This is a genomic window from Phormidium sp. CCY1219 (genome assembly GCF_035615515.1).
Taxonomy (GTDB): domain Bacteria; phylum Cyanobacteriota; class Cyanobacteriia; order Cyanobacteriales; family Laspinemataceae; genus CCY1219.
This window is the reverse complement of the sequence record NZ_JAJENT010000584.1, coordinates 17367-41732: the sequence shown is the minus strand read 5'-3', so window position 1 is coordinate 41732 and position 24366 is coordinate 17367. Positions and strand designations below refer to the sequence as shown.

The 24366-nt window shown below is 52.4% G+C and carries 18 protein-coding genes; 6 read left to right on the top strand and 12 right to left on the bottom strand.

What is annotated here, in order from left to right:
- Positions 1–57 precede the first annotated feature (57 nt).
- Both LKK83_RS16410 and ileS read right to left on the bottom strand, forming a co-directional pair.
- A complete protein-coding gene (locus LKK83_RS16410) occupies positions 58–828 on the bottom strand; it encodes an ADP-ribosylglycohydrolase family protein (protein WP_324632303.1) in 771 nt (256 codons plus the stop codon).
- A 248-nt stretch (positions 829–1076) separates the two neighbouring features.
- Positions 1077–4436, bottom strand: coding sequence for an isoleucine--tRNA ligase (gene ileS / locus LKK83_RS16405; protein ID WP_324632302.1), 3360 nt, complete (start codon positions 4434–4436; stop codon positions 1077–1079).
- A gap of 259 nt (positions 4437–4695) precedes the next feature.
- On the opposite strand from ileS, the gene LKK83_RS16400 reads away from it, so the two are divergent.
- Entirely contained in the window at positions 4696–5766 is a 1071-nt protein-coding gene (locus LKK83_RS16400) for a tocopherol cyclase family protein (RefSeq protein WP_324632301.1), read from the top strand.
- A gap of 202 nt (positions 5767–5968) precedes the next feature.
- Here the strand turns inward: LKK83_RS16400 and LKK83_RS16395 are convergent, their stop codons facing one another.
- Entirely contained in the window at positions 5969–7408 is a 1440-nt protein-coding gene (locus LKK83_RS16395) for an MFS transporter (protein WP_324632299.1), read from the bottom strand.
- Between the two features lie 322 nt (positions 7409–7730).
- Between LKK83_RS16395 and LKK83_RS16390 the strand changes: the two genes are divergently transcribed.
- The gene (locus LKK83_RS16390; protein WP_324632298.1) at positions 7731–8255 is read left to right on the top strand and encodes a phosphoribosyltransferase; all 525 of its coding nucleotides are present in this window, start codon (positions 7731–7733) and stop codon (positions 8253–8255) included.
- Here the strand turns inward: LKK83_RS16390 and LKK83_RS16385 are convergent.
- Positions 8252–9229: an AEC family transporter gene (locus LKK83_RS16385; protein WP_324632297.1), complete on the bottom strand. Its 978-nt coding sequence runs from the start codon at positions 9227–9229 to the stop codon at positions 8252–8254. The genes LKK83_RS16390 and LKK83_RS16385 overlap by 4 nt on opposite strands.
- Before the next feature lie 711 nt (positions 9230–9940).
- Between LKK83_RS16385 and LKK83_RS16380 the strand changes: the two genes are divergently transcribed.
- Entirely contained in the window at positions 9941–10783 is an 843-nt protein-coding gene (locus LKK83_RS16380) for a D-alanyl-D-alanine carboxypeptidase family protein (RefSeq protein WP_442957325.1), read from the top strand.
- Positions 10784–10944: 161 nt separating this feature from the next.
- Positions 10945–11631: an ATP-dependent Zn protease gene (locus LKK83_RS16375; protein ID WP_324632296.1), complete on the top strand. Its 687-nt coding sequence runs from the start codon at positions 10945–10947 to the stop codon at positions 11629–11631.
- A gap of 145 nt (positions 11632–11776) precedes the next feature.
- Here LKK83_RS16375 and LKK83_RS16370 read toward each other — a convergent pair whose 3' ends face one another.
- The 8 genes from LKK83_RS16370 to LKK83_RS16335 form a co-directional block, all read right to left on the bottom strand.
- Entirely contained in the window at positions 11777–14692 is a 2916-nt protein-coding gene (locus LKK83_RS16370) for a calcium-translocating P-type ATPase, PMCA-type (protein WP_324632294.1), read from the bottom strand.
- A 477-nt stretch (positions 14693–15169) separates the two neighbouring features.
- Positions 15170–15808, bottom strand: coding sequence for a lysophospholipid acyltransferase family protein (locus LKK83_RS16365; protein WP_324632293.1), 639 nt, complete (start codon positions 15806–15808; stop codon positions 15170–15172).
- Between the two features lie 91 nt (positions 15809–15899).
- Positions 15900–16781, bottom strand: a complete 882-nt coding sequence (fabD, locus tag LKK83_RS16360) for an ACP S-malonyltransferase (RefSeq protein ID WP_324632292.1) — start codon at positions 16779–16781, stop codon at positions 15900–15902.
- A gap of 85 nt (positions 16782–16866) precedes the next feature.
- Positions 16867–17865 (bottom strand): beta-ketoacyl-ACP synthase III, encoded by a 999-nt coding sequence (locus LKK83_RS16355; RefSeq protein ID WP_324632291.1) that lies wholly within the window; start codon positions 17863–17865, stop codon positions 16867–16869.
- Positions 17866–17918: 53 nt separating this feature from the next.
- A complete protein-coding gene (plsX, locus tag LKK83_RS16350; RefSeq protein ID WP_324632290.1) occupies positions 17919–18986 on the bottom strand; it encodes a phosphate acyltransferase PlsX in 1068 nt (355 codons plus the stop codon).
- A gap of 597 nt (positions 18987–19583) precedes the next feature.
- Entirely contained in the window at positions 19584–19718 is a 135-nt protein-coding gene (locus tag LKK83_RS16345; protein ID WP_324632289.1) for a hypothetical protein, read from the bottom strand.
- A gap of 37 nt (positions 19719–19755) precedes the next feature.
- The gene (locus LKK83_RS16340; protein WP_324632288.1) at positions 19756–21165 is read right to left on the bottom strand and encodes an LCP family protein; all 1410 of its coding nucleotides are present in this window, start codon (positions 21163–21165) and stop codon (positions 19756–19758) included.
- A gap of 209 nt (positions 21166–21374) precedes the next feature.
- Entirely contained in the window at positions 21375–21689 is a 315-nt protein-coding gene (locus LKK83_RS16335) for a hypothetical protein (protein WP_324632287.1), read from the bottom strand.
- Positions 21690–22624: 935 nt separating this feature from the next.
- On the opposite strand from LKK83_RS16335, the gene LKK83_RS16330 reads away from it, so the two are divergent.
- Together LKK83_RS16330 and LKK83_RS16325 are read left to right on the top strand one after the other, a co-directional pair.
- On the top strand, positions 22625–23674 hold the full coding sequence (locus LKK83_RS16330; RefSeq protein WP_324632286.1) for a mannose-1-phosphate guanylyltransferase: 1050 nt from the start codon (positions 22625–22627) through the stop codon (positions 23672–23674).
- A gap of 217 nt (positions 23675–23891) precedes the next feature.
- A complete protein-coding gene (locus LKK83_RS16325) occupies positions 23892–24284 on the top strand; it encodes a phosphomannose isomerase type II C-terminal cupin domain (protein WP_324632327.1) in 393 nt (130 codons plus the stop codon).
- The last annotated feature ends 82 nt before the right edge of the window (positions 24285–24366 follow it).

Sequence of the window (24366 nt, the reverse complement as noted above, 5' to 3'; positions counted from 1 at the left end):
GTTCCCAGCTCATGCTGGGAACGAAGGAACCGCGAATTAAAATAGCGGATTTTACCATCATCCGCCATAGTGATTTTGAAAGCTAAAAATCACCTGGCGCAGGGGGTCGTCCAGACGCTGCAACGTTTCCCGGGCAATGGGGTCTGGGACGCTGCCATAAAACGCCTGAGCGATGCCGCCAGTAATGCAGGCAATGGTATCGCTATCGCCGCCAATCGAAATTGCATTGCGAATCGCATCCTCGAAATCCGTGGATTCGAGAAATGCAATAATGGCTTGGGGGACCGAACCCTGACAGGAGACATCGAAGCGATAGGAGGGGCGAATTTCTGCCAAAGTTTGAGTTAAATTATAACCGAAATGTTGCTCGATGTAGGATTTAATTGCTGATTTTGTGCCGCCTTGTTTGGCGAGAAAAATAGCGGCGGCGGTGACTTGTGCGCCTTTGATGCCTTCTGGGTGATTGTGGGTGACTTCCGCGCTGGATTTGGCTTGTGTGAGGGTGGTATCCAGGTCATCGAAGGCATAGCCCACGGGACTGACGCGCATTGCGGAACCATTGCCCCAACTGTAATAGGGGGCGCAGGTATCGGACTGACCCCAGCGGGTAAAATTGCCACCATAACCGGCATAGGGATAGCGACGGTAGTAGGATTTGATGAGAGATCCGTAGTCGGCGTGGTGGAGGATGGCATCCGCAACCGCCACCGTGAGTACCGTGTCATCGGTGAACCGGCATTGTGGGGCAAACAGGGGGAATTGTTTGGTTTTGATATTGTGACCTTCGTAGATAGAACCGATGATGTCACCAGCGATCGCGCCAAGCATAGGGGTGATTTTCAGGTAAAGGAATGAGCGGGAACATTTTACCCCAAGATGGGGGGCACTTGGGGAAAAGGCGATCGCCCTTGCAGGTAGAAATCAATGTAGGGTGTGGGCAATGCGAACCTCTCCGCTCAATCTCATAGCGCCTCTAGGCGGATTTTGGGGGGAATTGCGCCTGTAGAGACCTTCATTGATGGCATTTCCCGTCCCTTGATTGGGAGTAAGGTGGGCAATAATGCCCACCCGAGGATTTAGAATTCACCGGCTAAAGCGGCGACGCAGCGTTCGCAGATGGTGGGGTCTTCGGGAGATTCGCCGATGTGGGTGGAGTAGTTCCAGCAGCGATCGCATTTTTCGCCCTCTGCTTTGACCACAGCAACCCCCAAGAAATCGGCTTCCGAACGATACTCCACCCCTTTCAAGGGTTCTGGACTATCCACCACCTCCACTTGGGAGGCGATAAACAGATAGCGCAGTTCGTCCACGCCATTCCCCCGAATCGCGGGCTGAATGTGCGGCACTTCTGGGGTGACGGGTTCGGTGAGTTTGGGGGAAGGTGGCGCGATCGCCTCCTGGTCCTCACCGGGTTTTGCCTCTCCGATGACATAGGTTTTCGCCGATGCCAACATTTCCCATAACTCTTGACGATTTGCCGCACGCCACAGATAGCGCTTGACAAACCAGGCACTATATGCTATACCTACCAGTTCCAGGATTCCGGGAAGCAGGGGAAGGTCATCGATCGCATCCACAATCGCCCCGAGGACGAGAACCGAGACAATCGCGGCGAACATCAATCCCACCGTCACCAAGGGACGCTTGTACCCGGAGAAAAACTCACTCAAATAGCGGGGAAACTCGGCTAAAAATGCCGTCACCTTTTGCAACACCTCCTGCCATTGCTGCGGCGTGTCCGGCGGCGCGGGTGGTTCGGGCGTCTCGTCGGCGATAGTCGGCGGGGGTGGGAGGAGACTGGCGCGAGAATCCGGATTCATCTGCACCAATTGCTCCCGCAGTTCCTCATCGGGAACGTAAAGCAGCACCTTCGCTTCCAACGACGAGCCGATCGCCTTATTCTGACGGGCTTTTTCCAGCACTTGGTTCACTTCGCCGCGAATTTGCCGCAATTTTTGCCAGTGTGACGCCAACTCGGGATTTTTCCAGCCGGCATCTACCTTCACCCAACCGGCTTCAAACACGGACCGAGAGGGCGTCGGATAGGGGAGATTTTGCCAGATATCTTCCGCCATGTGGCACAAGACCGGCGCGATCGCTTTAGCCAGATTTTCCACCGCGATCGCCAGCACCGTCTGACAGCTACGACGGCGGTAGGCATCTGCGCCGCTGATATACAAACGGTCTTTGGCGATATCCAAATAAAAATTCGACAAATCCACCACGCAGAAATTCTGCACTGTTTGGAAGAACCGGAAAAACTGATAGCTATTAAACGCCTCGGTGATTTCTCCAAACACCTCAGTCATCCGATGCAGCATATACTTATCTAACTCCGGCAATTCCGCATAAGGAACCGCATGTTTTTCCGGGTCGAAATCATGTAAATTCCCCAACAAAAACCGCGCCGTATTGCGGATTTTGCGATACACATCCGCCAACTGCTTGAGGATATTGTTCCCAATTGGCACGTCGGAGGAATAATCCACCGAAGACACCCACAGACGCAGCACGTCCGCACCATAAGGCGGCTCTTTTTTCTGATTGTTCCCGCCATTAATAATAGTATAAGGGTCTACCACATTCCCCAGGGATTTACTCATTTTCCGCCCGGTTTCATCCAGGGTAAACCCATGAGTCAGCACGGTTTTATAAGGAGCGAAACCGTTATTCGCCACGCTGGTGAGCAAACTGGATTGAAACCAGCCGCGATGTTGGTCCGAGCCTTCCAAATACATCTCTACCGGATAGTGCAATTCCGAGCGGCGATCGGCCACTGCAGCCCAAGAGGACCCGGAATCAAACCACACATCCATTGTATCCGTCCCTTTGCGGTAGGTTTTGCCATTCTGGCGATAAGATGCGGGCAATAATTCTTCCACCGGCAGTTCCCACCAGGCATCGGAGCCACGTTCGGCCACGATTTGCTGCACGTGAGCGATGGTTTCTTCATTCATCAGGGCTTCGCCGGTATCTTCTTCGTAAAATACCGGGATGGGAACGCCCCAACTGCGCTGACGGGAGATACACCAGTCCGATCGCTCTGCAACCATTGAGGTGATGCGGTTTTCCCCTTGGGGCGGAATCCACTGCACGTCGGCGATCGCCTTCATTACCGCTTCCCGGAAGCCATCCACCGAGGCGAACCACTGTTCCGTCGCCCGAAAAATGGTGGGTTTTTTGGTGCGCCAATCGTAAGGATACTTGTGAACGTATGGCTCTTCTTTCAGCAAGGAGTTCGCCTTTTGCAGGGCCTCAATCACCGCTGCATTGCCCTCGTCTAGGACGTTTAAGCCGGCAAATTCCCCCGCTTCTGCGGTGAAATTCCCCCGTTCGTCCACTGGGGCTAAAACCGACAATCCGTAGCGCTGACCCACTTGATAGTCTTCCAACCCGTGACCCGGTGCGGTGTGAACCAACCCGGTTCCGGATTCGGTGGTCACGTAGTCGCCGCCGATGACCACTTCGCTTTCGCGATCGAACAACGGATGCTTATAGGTGCAATGTTCCAACGCCTGACCGGAAATTTTGGTTTTGACGGTGAGTTCCGTACCTAATGTGGCGGACAAGCGCTCTACCAATTCGGCGGCGACGATCAGGAATTTACCGGATCCGACTTTGTAATCCGGTTCGGTTTCCACCACGGCATATTCCAGCTTCGGATTGACGCTGACGGCGAGGTTGCCCGGAATCGTCCAAGGAGTGGTGGTCCAGATGGCAACCCACAGTTGCTTCATGTAGGGTTCGAGTGCGGCGGCGGTTTCCGAGAGTTTCGTCACCCGGAATGCGGCATAAAGACTGCGAGAGGTGTGCCCTTCGGGATATTCCAGTTCTGCCTCGGCGAGGGCTGTCTGGGAACTGGGACTCCAGTGAACCGGTTTGCGTCCTCTATAAATGTAGCCTTTGAGTACCATCTGACCGAAGACGCCGATTTGTGCGGCTTCGTATTCGGGTTTGAGGGTGAGGTAGGGGTTGTCCCAGTCTCCCCAAACGCCGTAGCGTTGGAAGCCTTGTTTTTGTTCTTCTACGGTTTTTAGGGCAAAGTCTCTGGCTTTTTGCCGCAGTTTGAGGGGGGTGAGATTTTGCCGCTCTTTGGACTTCATCGCTTGCAGGACTTTCAGTTCGATGGGCAAACCATGACAGTCCCACCCGGGGACGTAGCGCACTTTTCGCCCTTGCAATAACTGGTATTTGTTGATGATGTCCTTGAGGATTTTATTCAAGGCGTGCCCCATGTGCAGGGCACCATTGGCGTAGGGGGGGCCGTCGTGCAACACGAAGGGTGCGCCCGGATTGTTTTCCGAGAGTTTTCGGTAAATTTGATGCTCTGCCCAAAATTCCTGGAGTTCTGGCTCGCGTTTGACGGCGTTTGCCCGCATTTGAAACCCGGTTTGGGGCAGGTTTACGGTATCTTTATAGCTTTTGGCTTCGGTCACGGTTCTATCCCAAATTCTATCTGATGGAACGGTTTGTCAATCATTATAGTGGTTGAGGTGCTTTGGGTTTGCTGGATTTGCTGGCGCGGGTGGGGACTAAGCCCGCTTAGGCGGGCTATTTTGACTCGTTTGACTCGTTCCCTCCCGTCTGGGAACGCTCTTTCTGAGGCTCCGCCTCTCCCCAAAAAGGCAAGCAAAATCATCGGCACCCTGGCGTTTTGTTGTGATTCTGTGCCCAGTTTTGGGTCAATTAATTCCTATGCTGAACCGACAAACTCCCCACAGCGGCTATCACTGGGATGGCTCTGAGGGTCGTTTTTTTGAAGGATGGTACTATCGGGTGACGTTACCGCGCGATCGCCAAACGTTTGCGTTTATGTATTCGATTGAAGACCCGGCGGGCAATTCTCCTTACAGTGGCGGCGGGGCGCAAATTCTCGGTCCGGATGATGAATATCTGTGCCGGACTTTTCCCGATGTGCGGGGGTTTTGGGCGAGCGCTACCGCTCTGGCGCTGGGTCACTGGGGGAAAACGGATTTAAGGCTCAAACCGCAGTATTTGGAACCGACAAAGTTCGCGCGTCATCTGGAACAAGGGTATCAAGCGACGGCGAGGTGGCATCAAGGTCAGTTATTCGATCCGGGTACTCAACGGCGCTGCAAGTGGGAGTATGCGATTCAACCGATTTATGGGTGGGGCGATCGCTTTCGCGGTCAGCTTTCTACGGCGGGTCTGTTCTCGTTTTTCCCGATTTTTGAACCCGGATGGCAAATTTTGATGGCGCATGGTTTGGCTACGGGATGGATCGAGTGGGGCGATCGCCGCTATGAATTTACTGAGGCCCCGGCGTACAGCGAGAAAAACTGGGGCGGCGCTTTTCCGGAAAAATGGTTTTGGATCAATTGCAATTGTTTTGATGAGGAACCGGATCTGGCCCTAACTGCTGGTGGGGGACGGCGCGGGGTGCTGTGGTGGATGGAGTCGGTGGCGTTGATTTGTTTCCACTATCGCGGTGCGTTCTACGAGTTCGTCCCCTGGAATTCTCAGGTGAGTTGGAATATCGACCCTTGGGGACGCTGGGAAATGCAGGCGACGAAGGGGGATTTGCAGGTGGAAGTGAGGGCGAACGCGGATCTGCCGGGAACTCCCCTGCGTGCCCCGACTCAACAGGGGTTGGCGATCGCCTGTCGCGATACCATGAAAGGTGAGGTGATGCTGACTCTGCGATCGCGGGTGGGGGGACAATGGCGCACCCTGTTGCAAGCACAAAGTTCTCTCTGTGGGGTGGAAACTGGCGGCGGTCCTTGGGAGGAACCTTGGCGATCGTAAGGGGGTTGTCAATTGTCTAATTGTTCCCCATCTTTCCCGGGTGAGCCGTTGGCGTTCTAAACCACCACTCACGGTACCCTGAACCTGTGTACGATCCTAGCCCGCCTACGCGGGCTATAGCCCTAACGGGCATGGCTACCCTAGTGTCTGCGAAGGCGCGATTTCAATCGCCTGCTTGTTGAAGTTACTATACTTTTTTACACTACGCTCGTTCGTTGCTCTGTTTGCGTTCGCGCAATTGCAGCAAAATACTGTGGTGGACATCGCGGGTAATCGGATAGAAATAGGCTAAAATTAAACCGCCGATAATCACTAACGCCGGCATGGGCGCGATCGCGATCCGAATGGCAAGCTGTGCTGATTCCGGTTGTTGGGGAATCGCTTCCCCGGGCACTCGCTCGAGATAACCGGCAAATTCCAACGCTTGTCCCACTAAAAATAACCCCAACCCGCGACCGATTTTTTGTAACAACACCATAAACGCATAGAAAATACCTTCCCTACGCTGACCGGTTTGCAATTCGTCCAAATCGATAACATCCGGAACCATCGACCAGGGAATTAAATAAGCGGTTGCTACGCCAAATCCCGCCATCACTGCTAGGCAATACATCAAGAGATTTTGTCCCGGTTGGACGAAAAATAGGCCAAATTGGGCGATTAACCAGAGGCTCATTCCCATAAAATAAACTGCTTTTTTACCCAAGCGATCGCTCAGTTTACTCCAAAAAAACAGCATCACCAACGCCGTTCCTTGCACCGCTAGAGCCACTTGAGGAAATGCCGCTTCCGGGAGGTTCATCCAACTGACTACAAAATAGGGAATAATCGAAGCCGTCACCTGCAATGCTAACCAAGAACAAACGTAAATTCCGATCGCAAACAGGAACGGACGGTTATTTAATACAATGCGGAATTGCTCCAATAACGGCAGAGAAACCGGTTCTTCCGCCTCGGGTTTTTGCCGCTGCATTTGCTGCAGGCGATCGCGCGTTCCTAAAATGCACCAATAAATCGGCAATACGGCAATCACCGCACAAATTCCCCCCAACAAGATGTAGCGCAGTTGGGAATCTTCCACCAGGTCGAAAATAATTTTGCCGATCAGCAACGAAACAATACTTCCCCCGAGGGAAAAGGCAAAGCGAAAGCTGTTCAGATTCGTCCGTTCGTCATAGTCTTCGGTCAATTCTGGAGTTAACGCCGTGTAGGGTAAATTAACCGTCGTGTAGGCAGTATTGAACAACAAAGAAATGGCGATATAGTACCAAAATAAACCCCATTCGCTCAACGGTGGCACGATCCATTGCAAAAAGAAGAAAATGCCAAACGGAATCGCCCCAAATATCATCCACGGATAGCGACGTCCCCACCGCGATCGCGTCTTGTCGCTCAGCACTCCCACAATCGGATCGTTAATCGCATCCCAAATATTGGAAAGCGTCAGAATACTACCCGCCAACCCCGGCGACAATCCCGCCACATCGGTTAAGAAAAACAGCAGGTAAAATACAATAATATTCGCCGTCATCGCCGTGCCGAGGTCCCCGGCACCAAACGCCAATTTCGTCCCAAAGCTCAGCTTCTCAGCGATGGCGTTTTCAGCAGCAGAGTCGGAAGTTTGTCCTTTGTCATTGGTCATTTTTCATTTGTCCTTTGTCCTTTGTCATTTGTCCTTTGTCATTGGTCATTTGTCCTTTGTCCTTTGTCCTTTGTCCTTTGTCATTTGTCCTTTGTCATTTGTGGTTTGTCATTTGACCAATGACCTGTTACCACATGACCAATGACCAATGACCTGTTACCACATGACCAATGACCAATGACCAATGACCTGTTACCACATGACCTGTTACCATATGACAATCCGTATCTTGGCATACAGAATGGCGCTTTGCGGGTATGCTATGCTGGTTTATTGCCTTTGTTGTTTTATCATGTCCTGGTGTTGAATTGTTGCCTTAGCTATGGCAGACCTTTACATCGGTTGGTCGGAGTACCACCAAAAAATTGAGCGTCTAGCGGCTCAAATCTATCATTCGGGTTGGGAATTTAACCAAATTGTCTGCATTGCGAAAGGCGGACTGCGGGTGGGGGATTTAATGGCGCGGATTTACGATCGCCCCTTGGCCATTGTGTCCGCTTCTTCCTACGGCGGACCGAGCGGACAAGAGCGCGGAGCGCTAAAAATCGCCCCCACCTTGACCGCCACCCGCGATCGCCTGGGCACTCAGGTGTTATTAGTAGATGACCTAGTAGATTCGGGGATTTCCTTGCGCGAAATGCAAAAATGGCTGTGGGATCGCTATGGCGATGAGATTGAAGAAATCCGCACTGCTGTGATTTGGTACAAAGCCAATTCCATCGTCAAGCCGGATTATTATGTAGATTACTTGCCCGATAATCCGTGGATTCACCAGCCGTTTGAACCCTACGAGCGCATGACTCCGGCGGAACTCGCCGCGCAGTACGAACCGACTAGCCCCCATTAAACGCCAAATAGCCACAACCAAAAGGGAAGAAGCAGCAAAAACCCCATCGAGCCGAGGGCCAGAGCGGTCACGGTTAAATCGCGATCGAGGTTATAAGCTTCTGCAATCACTAAGGTAGCAAACGCCGGGGGCATTCCCATCTGCAACACCAAGATTAAATGAGGGGCGCTAGGGAGGTCGAATAGAAATAAACCGATGCCTAACGCCAACGGCACCAGGAGCATTTTGATGGCTAAGCTCACCGAAGCGGGTTTGATGCTGCTCCAATTGTGCAACTGGCTCAGTCTCATGCCCAGGAGTACCAGAGATGCGGCGATCGCCAATCGTCCAAAGCTGGCGAGGCTCTGTTCCAGGGGCGGAAATAGAGGGACATCGCGAATCAGCAAGCCCAGACCCAAGCCCCACAGGGTGGGGGTTTTCACAATCGCCAGCGCCAGCTCTCCCGGGCTTTTATGCCCGCCTTCGCCAAATTCCGCCGCCAGAACCACTCCGAGTCCGTAAGCGCCCACCACAGTGCCCAACAAGTCGTAAAACAGCGCCCAAGCGAAATAGCGATCGCCAAATAATGCCAAAATCACCGGATAGCCCATATAGCCAGTGTTGCCCACCATTGAGGAGAGCAGAAAGCTGCCTTGTCGCGGTGTGTTCCAGGACTCCTCGGCAGGTTCGGGAAGGGCATCGGCGTCGCTACTGTTTTCCGGGCGCTTACCCATGATTTTCAGCCATCCCCAACTGAGGAAAGCTCCCAGGAGAATCGCCACCCAAGCGATCGCCGGGGCCAGCCAAATTGCCCCGGAAAGGTCGCTGCGGCGCACGAATCCCACCACGGCGATCGGGATCCCCGCCCAAAATAAAAATTTTCCCAAGTACAAAGGCACCACTGACGGCAAGAAACGTCCCAGGATAAGTCCCACGATCGCCAATCCGCCAAGCTGCGTGTAGAGTTCGATTAGTTTCGTTCCCAAACTGGGCATGGTTTCAACTGTGATTTTCTCAACTCGATAAAATGCAGGATTTATGAAAAAATAACCCTAGTGATTTCTCTCCTGAGTGCGATCGCTCGATAAAAAAGCTCGTTATCCGATGCCATAAACCACTCCTAACTTAACTTCATTTTTCAAAATTTTGAGGCTATTGTTTGAGCCATAAAAATCGAGCCTTTTGCACTAACATTAGGATTTTTTTTAGAAACTTTTATTGTTTTTAATTAACAAATGTCTGAAATCGGTTGCCAAGGATAAGCATTGAAGAAAATCCCAATAAAAAAGAGCATGAATGAGTTTCCAACATGACTATGCAATTTTAATTGTTGCAGCCGGATAAAAAGCAACTTTTCCAGGGTGGAAAACCGGGATAACCAAAGAGCGATCGCTTTTTCCCAGGGTAGCGCTAAAATTTTAGCGTCTAAAATCGAATCGGGGAAATTTATCGTAGAAAATCCTGGATTGAGCGCGAGCGAGCAGTTGCGATACTCCATCCGATTCACCCATAAAAACAGCGGCTGCGTCTGTCAATCCTGATACGGAGAAAGCAGAAAGAAACATGATGCAAGCAGAATGCCACATTTTTAGAGAAAGGTGTCCCGAGGCAATGGTTGGAATTTCTGCGCGCAACGACGAGCGCGATGTGTGGCAGTCTAAAATTTGTATGGTGCAAGTTGGACTTTAAGTGCAGGAGTCGATCCATTGGATAAAGCAGGTCTGTCTGAAAACAAGTCGAAAACCTCGGCAGTTATGGCAGAGGATATTCCGGAGGCGGTTCGAGATACGCCCAACCCCGAGACCCCGAGTGGGTCAAAACCGATGGGGTTAATTTTGGGATTGTTAGCCACCGGCGCGATCGCCCTGTTGGCGGGAGTTTGGTTTGCCTTGCAAGCGGGACCCCCGACAGTGGGGGAAGCGCCGGAAAACACCCAAAGCCCCTCGCCCACTCCCGAAGCACCCCAAACGGAACAGCCCACCGCCGAAGCTTCCCCAACGCCGACGGCGGCAAATGGGGAGCCTTCGGAAACCGATGAGGGCCTCCTGGGGCACTTGCCTTACGAGCAAGCATCCCCAGAAGACCTGCAGGCGATCGTCAGTGATGGTAGCATCAAATTAAGACAAACGGCGGCGGAGGCATTTTTAGACATGCAAGCTGCTGCCCGCGCCGAAGGCATTTATCTAGTGCCGATTTCGGGATTTAGAACCGTAGAAGACCAACAATATTTATTTTTTGAAATCAAGGCGCAACGGGGACAGGTGGCATCGGAACGCGCCGAAGTCAGCGCCCCGCCCGGATATAGCGAACATCATACCGGCTATGCGGTGGATATCGGCGATGCGAATGTGCCGGCAACCCATGTCAATGAGAATTTTGAAAATACGGCGGCGTTTCAGTGGTTGGAAGCGAATGCGGCGTACTTTAGTTTCGAGCTTTCTTTTCCCAAGGACAATCCGCAAGGGGTGGCTTACGAACCCTGGCACTGGCGTTTCGTGGGCGATCGCCACAGCTTAGAAACCTTTTACAAGGCGCGTGGTCAGGAATAGTCTCCTCCGGATCGATTTCCCCTCATCTGCGAAAGCCCTGGGCGGCGCGATCGCCCCTGAGAACTACCAAAAGGTGTGTTAGGATGGCCTAACACGCCTTAACATTTTTTAACATTCACAGCCGCGATCGGCAAAAACGAAACTCAAATCATCATTTACCCATGAGTCAAACCGCCCTCAATCTAATTTCCATTTCCGTTTTCGCCATGACAGTTTCGACCCTCCTCGGGCCGATGTTTAACCTCTCCCCGCTGATTCCCGCCGTGGCCACATTTAGCCTATTGGGATTTTTTACCATCGACTCGGTAAGCTTGAAAGGCACCGGTGCCACCTTGTTAGTCGATACCTTCGCCGGATTTTCTCCTCAATATCGATCGCGCGTGGTGCGCCACGAAGCCGGACACTTTCTCGTCGCCCATCTCCTAGGCATTCCCATCACCGGCTATGCCCTGAATGCCTGGGAATCCCTCCAACAAGGACACCCCGCCCGAGGCGGCGTTCGGTTCGCCGATAGCGAACTGCTATCCGAACTCGAACGCGGTACCTTATCTGCCCAATTATTCGATCGCTACTGCACCATCTGGATGGCGGGAATTGCCGCAGAAACCTTGATGTATGACAGCGCCGAAGGCGGCGCAGAAGACCGCACCAAACTACGTGCCATTTTAGCCCAAAATCGCCGCTCGGCAACCGACGCTCAACTCAAAGAACGCTGGGCAACCTTGCAAGCCAAAACGCTAATCGAATCCCATCTAGACGCCTATGAAGCGTTAGTCACCGCAATGGAAAAACGCACTCCGGTAGCCGAATGTTATCACATTCTCGGGGAATTTATCGCCGAGCAGTGAGAAGCCTTGGATACGATACGTTTTCGGCAAGCTGTCAGCTGACTTTTAACGGCTTTAACTCGTTTCCCCCCCGGGGGGAACGCCCCACCCGAGGTTCCGCCGCCCGCAATCGACGTGAGGGCATCATTCACACCCTTGCTTCAATTTAATGGCTCGATCGCACTTTCATGCGCGCGAAGAATCGTGCGGCTTCTCCCAGCCACAGTACGCTAGAGGTGCCACCGATAATCATCAGCCAATCTTGCACGGAGAGGGGAACGGTTCGGAAGAGAGAACCGCCAAATTGCACCATCAGGATTTGACCGAGTAAAATCACCGTGGCAATTGTAATAAAGGCTTTATTCTCGAACAACTTGGAGAATGCCGACTTATTCAATCCGAAGCATTTCGCATTAAACAAGTTCCAGAATTGAAGCATCACGAAGGTGGTGAAGAACAAAGAGAGTTCGTACTTGGTGACGGTTCCATCTTCCTGGATGTAAAGCAAAAATCCCAGCAGAAAGAAGAGGAAAATCGGGGCAACGGTAAAGATAGCGATCGCCATTGGTTTCGTGATGATGAAGTCTTGCGGATCGCGCGGCGGCACTTCCATCACGGTTTCGCTGGGCGGTTCGGTGGCGAGGGCTAATGCAGCAAAGGTATCCATAATTAAGTTGACCCACAGCAGTTGGGTGACAGTGAGAGGCAAGTTGATGCCGATAAACGGACCGAGTAAGGCAATGCCACAAGCGGCTACGTTAATAGTGAGTTGAAACAGGATGAATTTTTGGATGTTTTGGTAAAGCGATCGCCCCCACATCACCGCCGTTTCGATACTCTCGAAGGCGCGATCCAAAATAATGATATCGCTGGCTTCTTTCGCCACAAAGGTGCTATTTTTCCCCAACGCTAACCCGACTTGCGCTTGGTTTAATGCCGGGGCATCATTGGTTCCATCCCCAGTTACCGCCACCACTTCTCCGCTGTCTTGCAGCAATTTCACCAGTCTTTGTTTGTCAGCAGGGCGCGCGCGCGCCAGCACTTTGACGTTCTGCGCGGCGGCTTTTGCCTCTTCCGCTTTCAGTTGGCTGAATTGCGGTCCGGTAAGATAGCTGGTTGACGGTTCGCTATCGCTAATTAAGCCAATTTGACGGGCGATTTCTTTGGCAGTGTTCGGGTTATCTCCGGTTACCATTTTGATGCGAATGCTGGCTTTTTTGCAGGTAGCCAAAGCTTTGGGAACGTCGGGACGAATCGGATCGGCGATCGCCACACATCCCACCCAGGTCATCTCTTGCGCTAACTCATCAATGTCCATTTCCTCCCGATAATTTTCCGGGGATGAAACCGTAGCAAATGCTAATGTCCGCATCCCCCGCATTTGATAGTCTTTGAGTTCCGCAGTAATGGTTTCTGCATGGCTGAGGGGTCGAATGCCTTCTGGGGTTAAAATTTGGCTACAGCGATCGAGAAGTATTTCCGGCGCACCTTTAACGTGCAAAATTAACCCGTTTTCCGGGGACTTTCCTAAGGTGGCCATGTATTTGCGATCGGTGGAAAATGCCCATCGCTCGACAATGCTGAATTCGCCGCGTTTTTCGGCATAATCGATGTGATGTTCGTCTAACCATAATAGCAAGGCTGCTTCGGTGGGATTGCCCAAGGGAGAAGGCATTTCTCCGGGGTTTCGTTCTAAGTTGGCTGTGGTGTTCGCGGCGATCGCTTCTGCGATAAGTGGGGAAATATTCTCATCCCGCAAACTGGGAAAGTTGGTTTCCCTAACGCGCATTTCGTTCAGCGTCAGTGTCCCGGTTTTATCGGAACAAATCACCGTCGCCGCGCCAATCGTTTCGCAGGCATTCATCCGGCGCACGAGATTGTTTTGTTGGGTCATTTTTCTCATGCTGTAGGCGAGACTGAGAGTCACGCTCAAGGCCAATCCTTCCGGAACGGCGACTACAATAATCGTGACGGCAATGGTAAAATAGGTCAGCAATTGATGGGCGGCGGCGGCGGGCATCCACTGCTGAATCGAGGCGGGCAGCCATTGGAATAGAGCACCAACCCCGATGCCAATTCCCAGGATGAGTAAGGCAAGGGCAAGGGTTTTTAGCCATTCGATCGCCCTGTCATTTTTCAACCAATTTGGTCTTTCTAGGTTGCCTTTTGCTAATTCAATGGCATCATAAACGATGGGCAACCAGATGCGAATTAAGGCGATCGCGGCGCTGATGGCAATCAGTGCGGTAAAATACCATTGACCTGCTGTGAGGGTGAGATGACCCACGAGTACCCCGCGTAAGACCAGGGCAAAATCTGTCAGCACCGCCACGCTTAACCCGAGGACGCCGATCGCTTTGCTGAGTTGGTCTAATTGGGCATTCAGGGGCGTTTCTTCCTCGGTGTCCTCGATCGCCGCGATCGCCGTTTCTCCGATTTCGGTGCGATCGCCCACCGCCGTGACTTGCATGGTGCCATGTCCGTCCGCTACAATCGTCCCGCGCAGCAGTTTATCCACCGGATAAACCCGCTGGGAATCCTCCTTCGCTTCGCTTTGGGCATGTTTGCGAACCGGAATCCCTTCCCCGGTTAAACTCGCTTCATTCACCAGCAACGAAATGGCTTCTAAAATGCACCCGTCGGCGGGCACTTCTTCCCCGGTTTCTAGCACTACGATATCTCCGACGACGATATCTTTTTTCGCCACTGCTCGCACGCTGCGATCGCGAATCACATGATACGTCACTTCATCGTTCACTTGGTTGAGGATATCGAATTCTTGTTTGGCTTTGTATTCGTTCAAGAATCCTACCGCTGTGGATAGAATAATGGCAGCAATAATCCCCAATCCTTCAATATAATCTCCCTCAAGGCTACCCACAACAATCGCGATCGCGGCGGCTACCATCAAAATCCGAATCACCGGATCTTCAAACTTCTCTAACAGCAGTTTCCACCAGGGTTCTCGTTTCGGCGGACTCAGAATATTATTGCCGTAAATTCGCCGCGACTCCTCCACTTCCTCGGGAGACAATCCTTTTAATTGCAGCAGCATTTCACTTTTTTCTCGAATAATTGTCATTAACTTACTCCCGTTTTAAAAAAGAAATCGGTGCCGTCATCAAACAGATACAACCAGAGGGACTGTGGTTGGCCAACTTTACCTACTTAATGGGTTTTGGCATCACATCCCGCTTTTTGCTGGCACGATTTCATCATAGCTCGAAATTTTCTCCCTCTGCAAGCAAACCTCTCCTCGGCTTTGGCGAGCTTTTGCCAAGTTATTATATAAATTATTAAAATTTATTAGATGAAACTGTAAGTCAGCGAAACTTTTATCTTTTTATTTTCTGCTAACTCACCTAACATTTTTTAGGGTGAAACCCACCACACCGTTCGCTCGCGTTGCTGTATTTCTATACAAATGAACGGAACTATATAAAAAACATTTGTGCTATATTTAAATAAGCGGCGGGATGTACCGGAAAATTTTGCCCATTCATTCTCAACAAGCTTTTGTAGACCCCACGGTCCGGCGGGGACTTAAGTCCCCGTCGGACTATCGCCCTAAATCGTGCATGGCATGAATCACTTCAACGCATTGATTCGTCACCGCCTCTAATTGGGGGCGTTTCGTCGAAGTGGGCGGATCGATAATCTCTCCAATTCTCACCGTTACCGGCACCGATTTTGGAACCACTTCTCCTTTCTGAAGAATTGCCTCGGTTCCCCACAAACTGACTGGCAACAGGGGGGCTTGTGCTTTGGCGGCAATCAATGCCGCACCTAATTTCGGGTTACGAATGCGGGCATCGGGGGTGCGAGTGCCGGTTAAAAATAATCCGGTTGCCCATCCATTTTCCAGATAGGATAAAGCCGATCGCATTGCGGTGCGATCGCTGGTTCCGCGCCGAACCGGATAGGCCCCATACCACTGAATCGCCTGGTTTAATATCGGCACGCGAAATAACTCTTCTTTGGCCATAAATGCCACCGGGCGCTTCATGCAATTCGACACGATCGGCGGGTCGAAATCGCTGGCGTGATTGCTCACCACCACCAGCGGTCCGGACTGCGGCACCTTTTCGGCACCATAAATCCGCCCCCGAAAATAGGCGTGAAGCATGGGGCTTACCACTGTCCATTTGAACAGATGATAGAGCACTAAACTCTCAATCGGTTCGCGTTCTTTTGCCACAGGTTTTCGATTAAAATTCGCTTAAACTAACGGGTCAGTTTTTGTCCATCGTGGGTAAGCGGTAGCCTGAGAACGAGTCACAAACCCTGGGTTATTCCGGTAAATTTGCAAGGGTTCCCACTTGCCCTAAACTGATTCCAGAACAAGCCCGTTTGATGAGATTGCTCAGCACTTTACCCGGACCGACTTCTACCACAGTTTCGATATTTTGTTCCGAGAACTGCTGCATAATTTCTCGCCAGCGCACCGAACCGGTCATTTGACTGCTGAGACGCTGTTTTAATCTCTCGCCATTCGTCGTCGGGGTGGGATCTGTATTCGACAGTACCGGCACCCCCGCATCGGCGAAGGTTACGCCGTCGAGTACCGTCTGAAATTCAGCGGCGGCGGGTGCCATGAAGGGGGAGTGAAACGCACCGGAAACGTTTAATTTCACCGCGCGTTTGGTCTTGATATTGCTCGCCACCGCTTCCACCGCTTCCGGGGTGCCGGAAATCACCACTTGGGCGTCGCTGTTGTCGTTAGCGAGTACCACGTCAGCAGTTTGTTCGATTTGCTCCTCGAGTTGCTCGCGGTTAAATCCGATCAGGGCCATCATTTGCCCCCCCGCAACAGTTGACATCAATTCGGCGCGCCGCAGGACCAGTTTTAATCCGGTCTCGAAGTCGAAAACCCCGGCTACATAGAGGGCGACATATTCCCCGAGACTATGACCCGCCACCAGATTCGGTTGCCGATCGCGATCGCGCATCAAATCCGCCAGAATGCTCTCTACCACATAAAGAGTTGGTTGCGTGTAGAGACTGTTCGATACTTTATCGTCTTCGCTGTTACAGATTTCTGGCACCGACCACCCGAGAATCTTCTCGGCGGCTTCATATTTGGCGCTCGCAATTGGCTCCTCTGCCAAATCCACTCCCATGCCAATTTTTTGGGACCCCTGTCCCGGAAACACCCATGCTGTTTTCGTCATCACTTCTTTGTTGGTTATTGGTTGTTGGTTATTGGTGGTTGGTCATTGGTCATTAGTCATTGCACAAATGACTAATGACCAGTCGCTAACCCCATTGAAAGATAGCGGCACCCCAAGTCAGGCCCGCACCGAAACCGGAGGCGGCGATCGTGTCTCCGGGTTTAATAGTGCCATCGCGCACGGCTTCATCCAGAGCGATGGGGATAGAGGCGGCGGAGGTATTGCCATAGTCAGCGAGATTGCTTATCACCTTGCGATCGGGAATTTTCAGTCGATGGGCCACCGCATCGAGGATGCGTTGATTGGCTTGATGCAGCAGCAGCCAATCGAGGTCATCGACGCCGATCGCGGCGCGAAATAAAGCTTTTTCGATAACTTCCGGCACTCGTTTGACGGCGAAGCGGTAGACTTCTTGACCGTTCATGGTAATGGGGTGATAGGTGCCTTGGGCGATCGCCACTCCTTCCAGGAGTTCTGTGGATTGAGGCTGATAGGGCAATTGCAGACATTTGTTTTGGGTGCCATCGCTGCACAATTCAAACCCCAGCAGGCGATCGGCGCGATCGCACGCCTGCATCACCACGGCCCCGGCACCATCGCCAAACAGGACGCAGGTGCGGCGATCGGTCCAGTCCACCCAGCGCGAGAGGATATCTGCCCCAATCAGCAGTACATTTTTATAAGCCCCAGTGCGAATAAACTGAGCCGCCGTCACCATGCCAAACAGAAATCCCGAGCAAGCCGCCGTCAGGTCAAATGCCACGGCTTTTCGCGCCCCCAAGCTTGCCTGAATCGTACTGGCACTGCCAAATAGGTCATCAGCAGTGGAGGTGGCCAGAATAATCAGATCCAGGTCAGCGGCGGCGATTCCAGACATGGCGATCGCCTCTCGAGCCGCGCGATCGGCCAGTTCAGTTAACGAGCAATCCGGTGCAGCCAATCGGCGGTTCCGAATCCCCGTGCGAGATGCGATCCATTCATCCGAGGTTTCCACCATCTCAGACAAGCGATCGTTGTCCAGGCAAACCGCTGGGGTTGCGGAACCACTGCCTGTAATTGCAATACCTACCCCTAGTTCTTTCAAAGTGATTCTCCCTCAGTCGCTGGGTTCATTCGCAGTCAAAGGCAAGTTCTGCCTTAGCCGTCACTCGGCTGAGAACTAACCGCCGATTGCTGACCCTTTTCTTGAAACTGCGACTGTATTCTATCAAGCACTTTATGCTCGATCGCGTCTTTTGCCAACCGAATCGCATGATAAATCGTCGGGGCTTGGGAACTACCGTGGCTAATAATGCACACGCCGGCCACTCCCAATAACAACCCACCCCCATGTTCCACGTGATCCACCCGCTGCTTAAACCGCTTCAAGCTCGGTTTCAACAGCGCCATGCCCAGTTTGCCTTGGATGCCGTCGGTCAACTCTTCTTTCAGAGTTTGCAGCACCACCTCACCCACGGCTTCGGCGAACTTCAATAACACATTGCCCGCAAATCCATCACAGACAATCACATCAAAGTTGCCCGAAAGCACGTCCCGTCCTTCGGCATTGCCCACAAACGGTACTTGGGGATTGTCCAGCAACATCTGATGAGTCCGAACCGCCAAATCGTTTCCTTTGGTGGGTTCTTCCCCAATATTAAGCAGTCCTACCCGGGGTTCTTCCACGCCGAGTACGTATTGGCTGTAAATCGTGCCCATCACCGCAAACTGCTCGAGAAACTTGGGGCGACAGTCCACATTGGCTCCCACATCTAAAATCAGAACCCGCTTATCCGGGTCGATGGTGGGCAACACTGCTCCGATCGCCGGTCTGTCAATCCCGGGCAAACGCCCCAATTGCAGCAAAGCGGCTGCCATTGCGGCTCCCGAGTGTCCTGCAGACACCACAGCATGAGCGTCGTTGTTTTTCACCAGCCCCATCGCTACCCGGATAGAAGCCTTGCGCTTCCGTTTCAATGCACTCAGGGGTTCCTCGTGCATTTCCACCACATCCTCAGCCGGAACGATTTCCAAACGTTCCACAGCGGCGGGGTTCGCGTCTTTTTTACGCTCATTTAGGCAGGATTCAATCTTTTCGGGATTTCCTACCAATAAAACCTCAACGCCTAGCTCTTCAGAAGCTCTAAGCGCTCCAGCGACAATTTCGGCAGGGGCATGATCCCCACCCATCGCATCTATTGCAATCCTTGCGCGTCTCGTTCCCATCGATCGTGCGTCATAGAAACCTTCAAAATTCTACCAGAAGGGTTGCCTTCTGTGGACGAATGCTCCTCCACCTGCTACGCAAAGTGGTGGTGTCTTCTTGATTAGAAGGGCTTATCCCTCCCCACAGGCGGCATTCTCGCCGTGTTCTGGAAACTTTAGCCCAGCAACACCCCCAAGTCGTTTCCGCTATGGGGCGTGTAGTGAAACTTTGACCCGCACTCCCACCGGTATGAACCGACTCTCTAGGATTTACAGGGTGTTAGTCCATCTCTCAAGAGGTCGTGTCTGCGGGTGGCTCGGAATCGGTAGTTGGGTCTTTTACTGTACCGCTCGAGATGAAATCATTGTACCACCCTGCTTTGCGACAAAAGGAGAGTGCGGCGAATCTCGTTCAAAAGCCAGGGAAAAGCGGATAAAATTAACTCGAATTGGCCAGTGACTCAGGGGAGCGCACTCTCTGGTATCGCTTTTCACCCTCGGTACTCCGGTTTTCCCCCCTGATATTCCGCTGTCGGATACCAGCTATTGTAAACAATGCATTATCCCTGACAAAGCAAGGTAACAGGGGAGGAGGCTGTTTCTCCACCCTCCCCGGATTTATCCGCCTTCCCCTCCGATCGCCGGTGTGGCACTGAGCATCACCCACAACCATGCCAGTGCCCCCACTAAGATGACGATGGACAAGCGCCGTACTAAAGAGCCTTTCGCCGCTCTCGATTTTTTCTGTGCCATCTGGGTTGCTGCCTTCTAGCCGCGTTTTGCCTCCGGTTTACTTTAGCAAATCGGATTCGGAAGCCTCGAGCCAGTCGTCACCGATTCTAATCGTCATCTCGGAACCGAGTTCCCCAGTGAAACTCACCTCAATCCGCCCGGTGGTTAACAGGGTTTGCAGGGCGCTGGCGGCGGCGAAGTCCCCATTTTGGGCAATAATTTCGGTGTGCCGTTGGGTTTGCGGCGAGGGGGCTACCGGGTAAACCTTTTCTAACCCTTGCGCTTTGAGGGAGTTAACCAATTGTCCCACCGCCAATGGATCCCGGGATGCATTTTGAACGGCAATTTTTACCCGTTTGAGCGATCGCTGCGCCTCTGAGCTGTCCTCTGCGCTTTCCTCGGTATCGGCGTTGCGAGACTCGGGAAGGAAATACTCGGCGATGAGGCGATCGCGATCGGACTCATCGATGGTCCACTGTCGGTTTTCCTCGGAATCGGCGTTGCGCCACCGCCCGGGTAACAGAACCATTTTCAACCCCTCGGGCGATCGCGATCGGGCCAGATTCACCAGGGCCAGCATTTCTTCGGCGCTTAAATTCGTATCCACATATTCCTGCATCAACCGCACCATGCGCTCTAACTGCGGTGCGACCCTGGGACTCGCGAGGCGATGTCGCAATCCCTTCAGAAATCTTTGCTGTCGCTGCACTCGCTCCAATTCTCCATCCGCTTCGCCGTCTCTCATCCCGACAAACTGTAGCGCCCGCAAGCCGGTTAAGGTTTCCCATCCCGGTGGTCGGTTTTCCGACACCGAGTCCTCCTCCTGCACAATGGGAATCGACTCGGCGAGATTCATTTCTACCCCCCCTAACCAATCCACTCCCTGTCGAAATCCTTGGCTATTGAGGCGAATGTAGCGGTCGATCGCCACGCCGTTTAAGCGATCGCTCACCAAACGGGCGGTGAGCGCGGTTCCGCCAATTCGGTTCGCTTCTGCAATGGTTGCTCGTCCCCGTTGCGGAATCTTCACTCGCGTCTGGGGCGGTATCCACAGCGCCCGCACCGATTCGGTTTCGGGATCGAAGCGCATTAGCACCATCAGATCGCTGTTTTCTGTTCTCCACTCTGGGGAGTTCTGCGCCTCGGAGTCTGGGTGAATCCCCACCAGCAAAACGTTCATGGGTCTGGATAATTCATACCCCTGCAGGGGATCGCGCATTTCTTGGCTCAGCGATCGCCTCTGCGTTCCGATCCACGCCACATTTGGGCGCACCAGTGCCAAAATCCCCCCCACGGTTGCCGATATGCTACCTAGCAATAGCAACCCACAACTGCAAAATACCAGACGCGCCAGCATCGCGGACAATGACGCTTTCGCTCTTGTGGGCTTTCGTTTTCGCGATTTTTTTTTCCGGTGCGGTGGCGGCGGTGGAGAGGCATTTTCATACACCTCTACGGTATCGAACATTCTCTATCCTCAGTCCAGCTTTTCTGTGCTTGTAAAATACCCATTTTCCCCCTCGGACTCAGGATGGTTCTCACCGCGCCTTTCCCTTTGGCGGGCGGTTGATTTTATTTTACCCTTTGACTCAATTCACACCACTCACAAGCGCCGCCCGCTTTTTACCCACTGGCCATCTCCATCGAGATGATTGGCTGTTGACTTATTTTTTCAGATTACTCAACGTTGGACACGCCGGTCAATACCCGATCGCGCTTAATTGGCGATCGCCCCGTTGACATGTTCGACACCTCATACCGCTGCGGTGTTGGTTTGGCATTGTCAAACTTACTATTGCGCGCCACAACTCGCGCGTTGTCTCTCAAGCTGATTTCGCATTCCCACGGATCCCGTACCATTGGCATTACCTGTGGTGCATCCACCCCACTCGATACTCCCACAGTTAAGGGTTCACACTCGCCAAAGTTGGGCATTTCTTGCCAGCAATGGTGGCAAAACCAGTAGATACTATGACTGCGAATGTGTCGCATTAATGGGTAGGAACAACAAGGACAAGTATTCATATATCCCCCATGCTGGTTTATTAAATTACCGTTCGTTCTCAAATGTAAAGAGAAGCACTCAGCTAGGCAATAACCCGTTATCGATGGGGAGCGACGCTTCTCAACCGATTGACTGTACCTCCGGCAGTCAGTGGAACTTTTCCCCTTCCACCGGAGCGCGATCGCCTGCTCGCTCTACAGTGCTTCGTCTTTCTATGACCAACGTAAAATTCCTTTGTGAATAAGTTGTGAAGTTCTCAGCAAACTTTACAAAACGATACAATTCTTCGCATCCCGTTCTCAAGTCGCTCCAATTCACAACTTTTTCACATCAAGCATTCTCTTACCCGAGACCCCCAGCCCTCAACGGTTCCACCGCAAAAGGGTTTTTCTTTCGGATCCCCGGGGGTTTTGTATCTTAGATAACAATCCCTTGCCAAGTCGCCTCTCTGGTTTCCCGGCACTCAAAGCCAGAGCATGCCACAGAATAATTTCGCGCAAATACTGCCAAAAAATACTGCTTTTCCGAGGTTGATTTTCCCAAGCGATCCCAAACATTTCCCCCAAAAGCCGTAATTCTGCCGGAAATAAACCGGAATTTAATCTCATCTTTACCGCCTATTTTACCAAAATTTAATCGTCATAATTGTATCCAAACCTGCCGGGGTAATAAACAACCTTTGCCCCAGTGGCTTCCCCCGCAGGCAACTTATGGAGAATTCCCAACAATTGCGGCAATTCCTCCACAAAAGGGGTTGCAATTTACCCCTGAGTATGTTAAAAGATAAGATTGCCAAAAAGGGAAGTGGGCTTTGACCCAATAACCCGGGGAAAGCTGCCGGGAGAAAAATCAAACGCCCAGCCAAGTCCGAGGCGAGAACGGGTATAATGAAACCCAACAATTGAGCTAAAAAAAACAGTCAATGATTCCCGTAATTCTCGCTGGTGGCAAAGGGGAACGATTCTGGCCTCTTTCTCGCCGATCGCGTCCGAAACAGTTTTTATCATTAGATGGAAGTGGCAAAAGCCTGCTACAAGCCACCGCCGATCGCTTGTTGGAAGTTGCGGGGGGTTGGGACGGCTTGTGGGTAGTCACCAATGCCCAAATTGCCGATGGAATCAAAGAACAGTTACCCGAATTGCCGGTAGAAAACTTACTGGTAGAACCCCAGGGAAAAGATACGGCCCCTGCAGTGGCTTGGGCCACCTTAGAAATCGCGCGGCGACATGGGGAAGAGGCGATCGTGGGCTTTTTCCCCGCCGATCACTGGATCGGGGACGAATCGGCTTATCGCAAAACCCTCCTTTCGGCGCGGGATCTGGCGCAAAACCAAAGGGCGATCGTCACCTTGGGCATCCAACCCACCCATCCCGCCACGGGATACGGCTATATCGAACAAGGAGAATCCGTCGGCACCTATGGCTTCCTCACCGCCTATCGCGTCAATCGGTTTACGGAAAAACCCGTACGCGACACCGCCGAACACTTTATCGCCACCGGTCGCTACAGTTGGAATAGCGGCATGTTTATTTTCAAAGCCGGTGTGGTGTTAGAAGAACTCCGCACCCACGCCCAGGAAATCCTGGATCCCTTAGCCGAAAAAGGTGCCGCCGCCTACGCCGAATTGCCGAAAACCAGTATCGACTATGCGGTAATGGAAAAAACTCGCGTCGCCTATGTGATTCCCACCTCGTTTGGCTGGGATGACCTAGGAGACTGGGTGGCGTTGGAACGACTCCGCAAAGGAGACCAAGCGAATTTGGAACTTGCGCCTCATATCGGGATGGACACCACCGGGGCGATCGTCTATTCCAGCAGCGAAGACGATCGCATTGTCACCATTGGATTGTCCGATGTGGTGGTAGTGCGCGATCGCAACGTCACCTTGGTGGTGAAAAAAGACCGCACCCAAGACATCAAAAAAGTGCTCAAGCGCTTAGAAGAAGACCCGCAATTTCGCAGCGAATTGTAACCCGCCCGGGAAAACGGGCAAGTCCCCAGGCCCGTTCACCCTCGCCACCTTCCGCCGTCCCTGCGTTATCTTGTAGGAAAGCGCGCGTGTGAACCGTCCGGGAATGCGTAGGGGGCTAACGTCCATCAGCCGCAGCGCAACCGAGGCGATCGCGCTACAAACCTTCGGGAGATACTCAATGAGCGAAACCAAAACCGAAACCAAACCAGAAAAAACAATGGATCGGTCCGCATCGAACACTTCCACCGTAGACAACCGGGAAGTGACCACCGAAAGCCGCTATTGGGGCACCGTTACGGTGTTGGAAAGCGGCGATCGCTATCGCATTAGCCGGGTAGAAATCAAACCCGGACATCGCCTCAAAACCCAAATCCACTATCACCGCAGCGAACATTGGATCGTGGTTTCCGGTACCGCAAAGGTGATCTGCGGCGATAACGAATCCCTGGTGGTGCAAAACCAATCCACCTACGTTCCCGCCTGTACCCCCCATCACCTAGAAAATCCGGGGGTGATTCCTTTGGTCCTCATCGAAGTTCAAAACGGCGAATATCTCGGCGAACAAGATATCGTCCGTCCTGAAGGAGACGGCGAACAGCCCAATCCCTAGTTTGGCAATCCCAGGACCGATTCGGTAGGTGGCGCTGGATCGACCCGCCATCTTTGTCCCTTCTTCCTGAGTCCTTTTCATT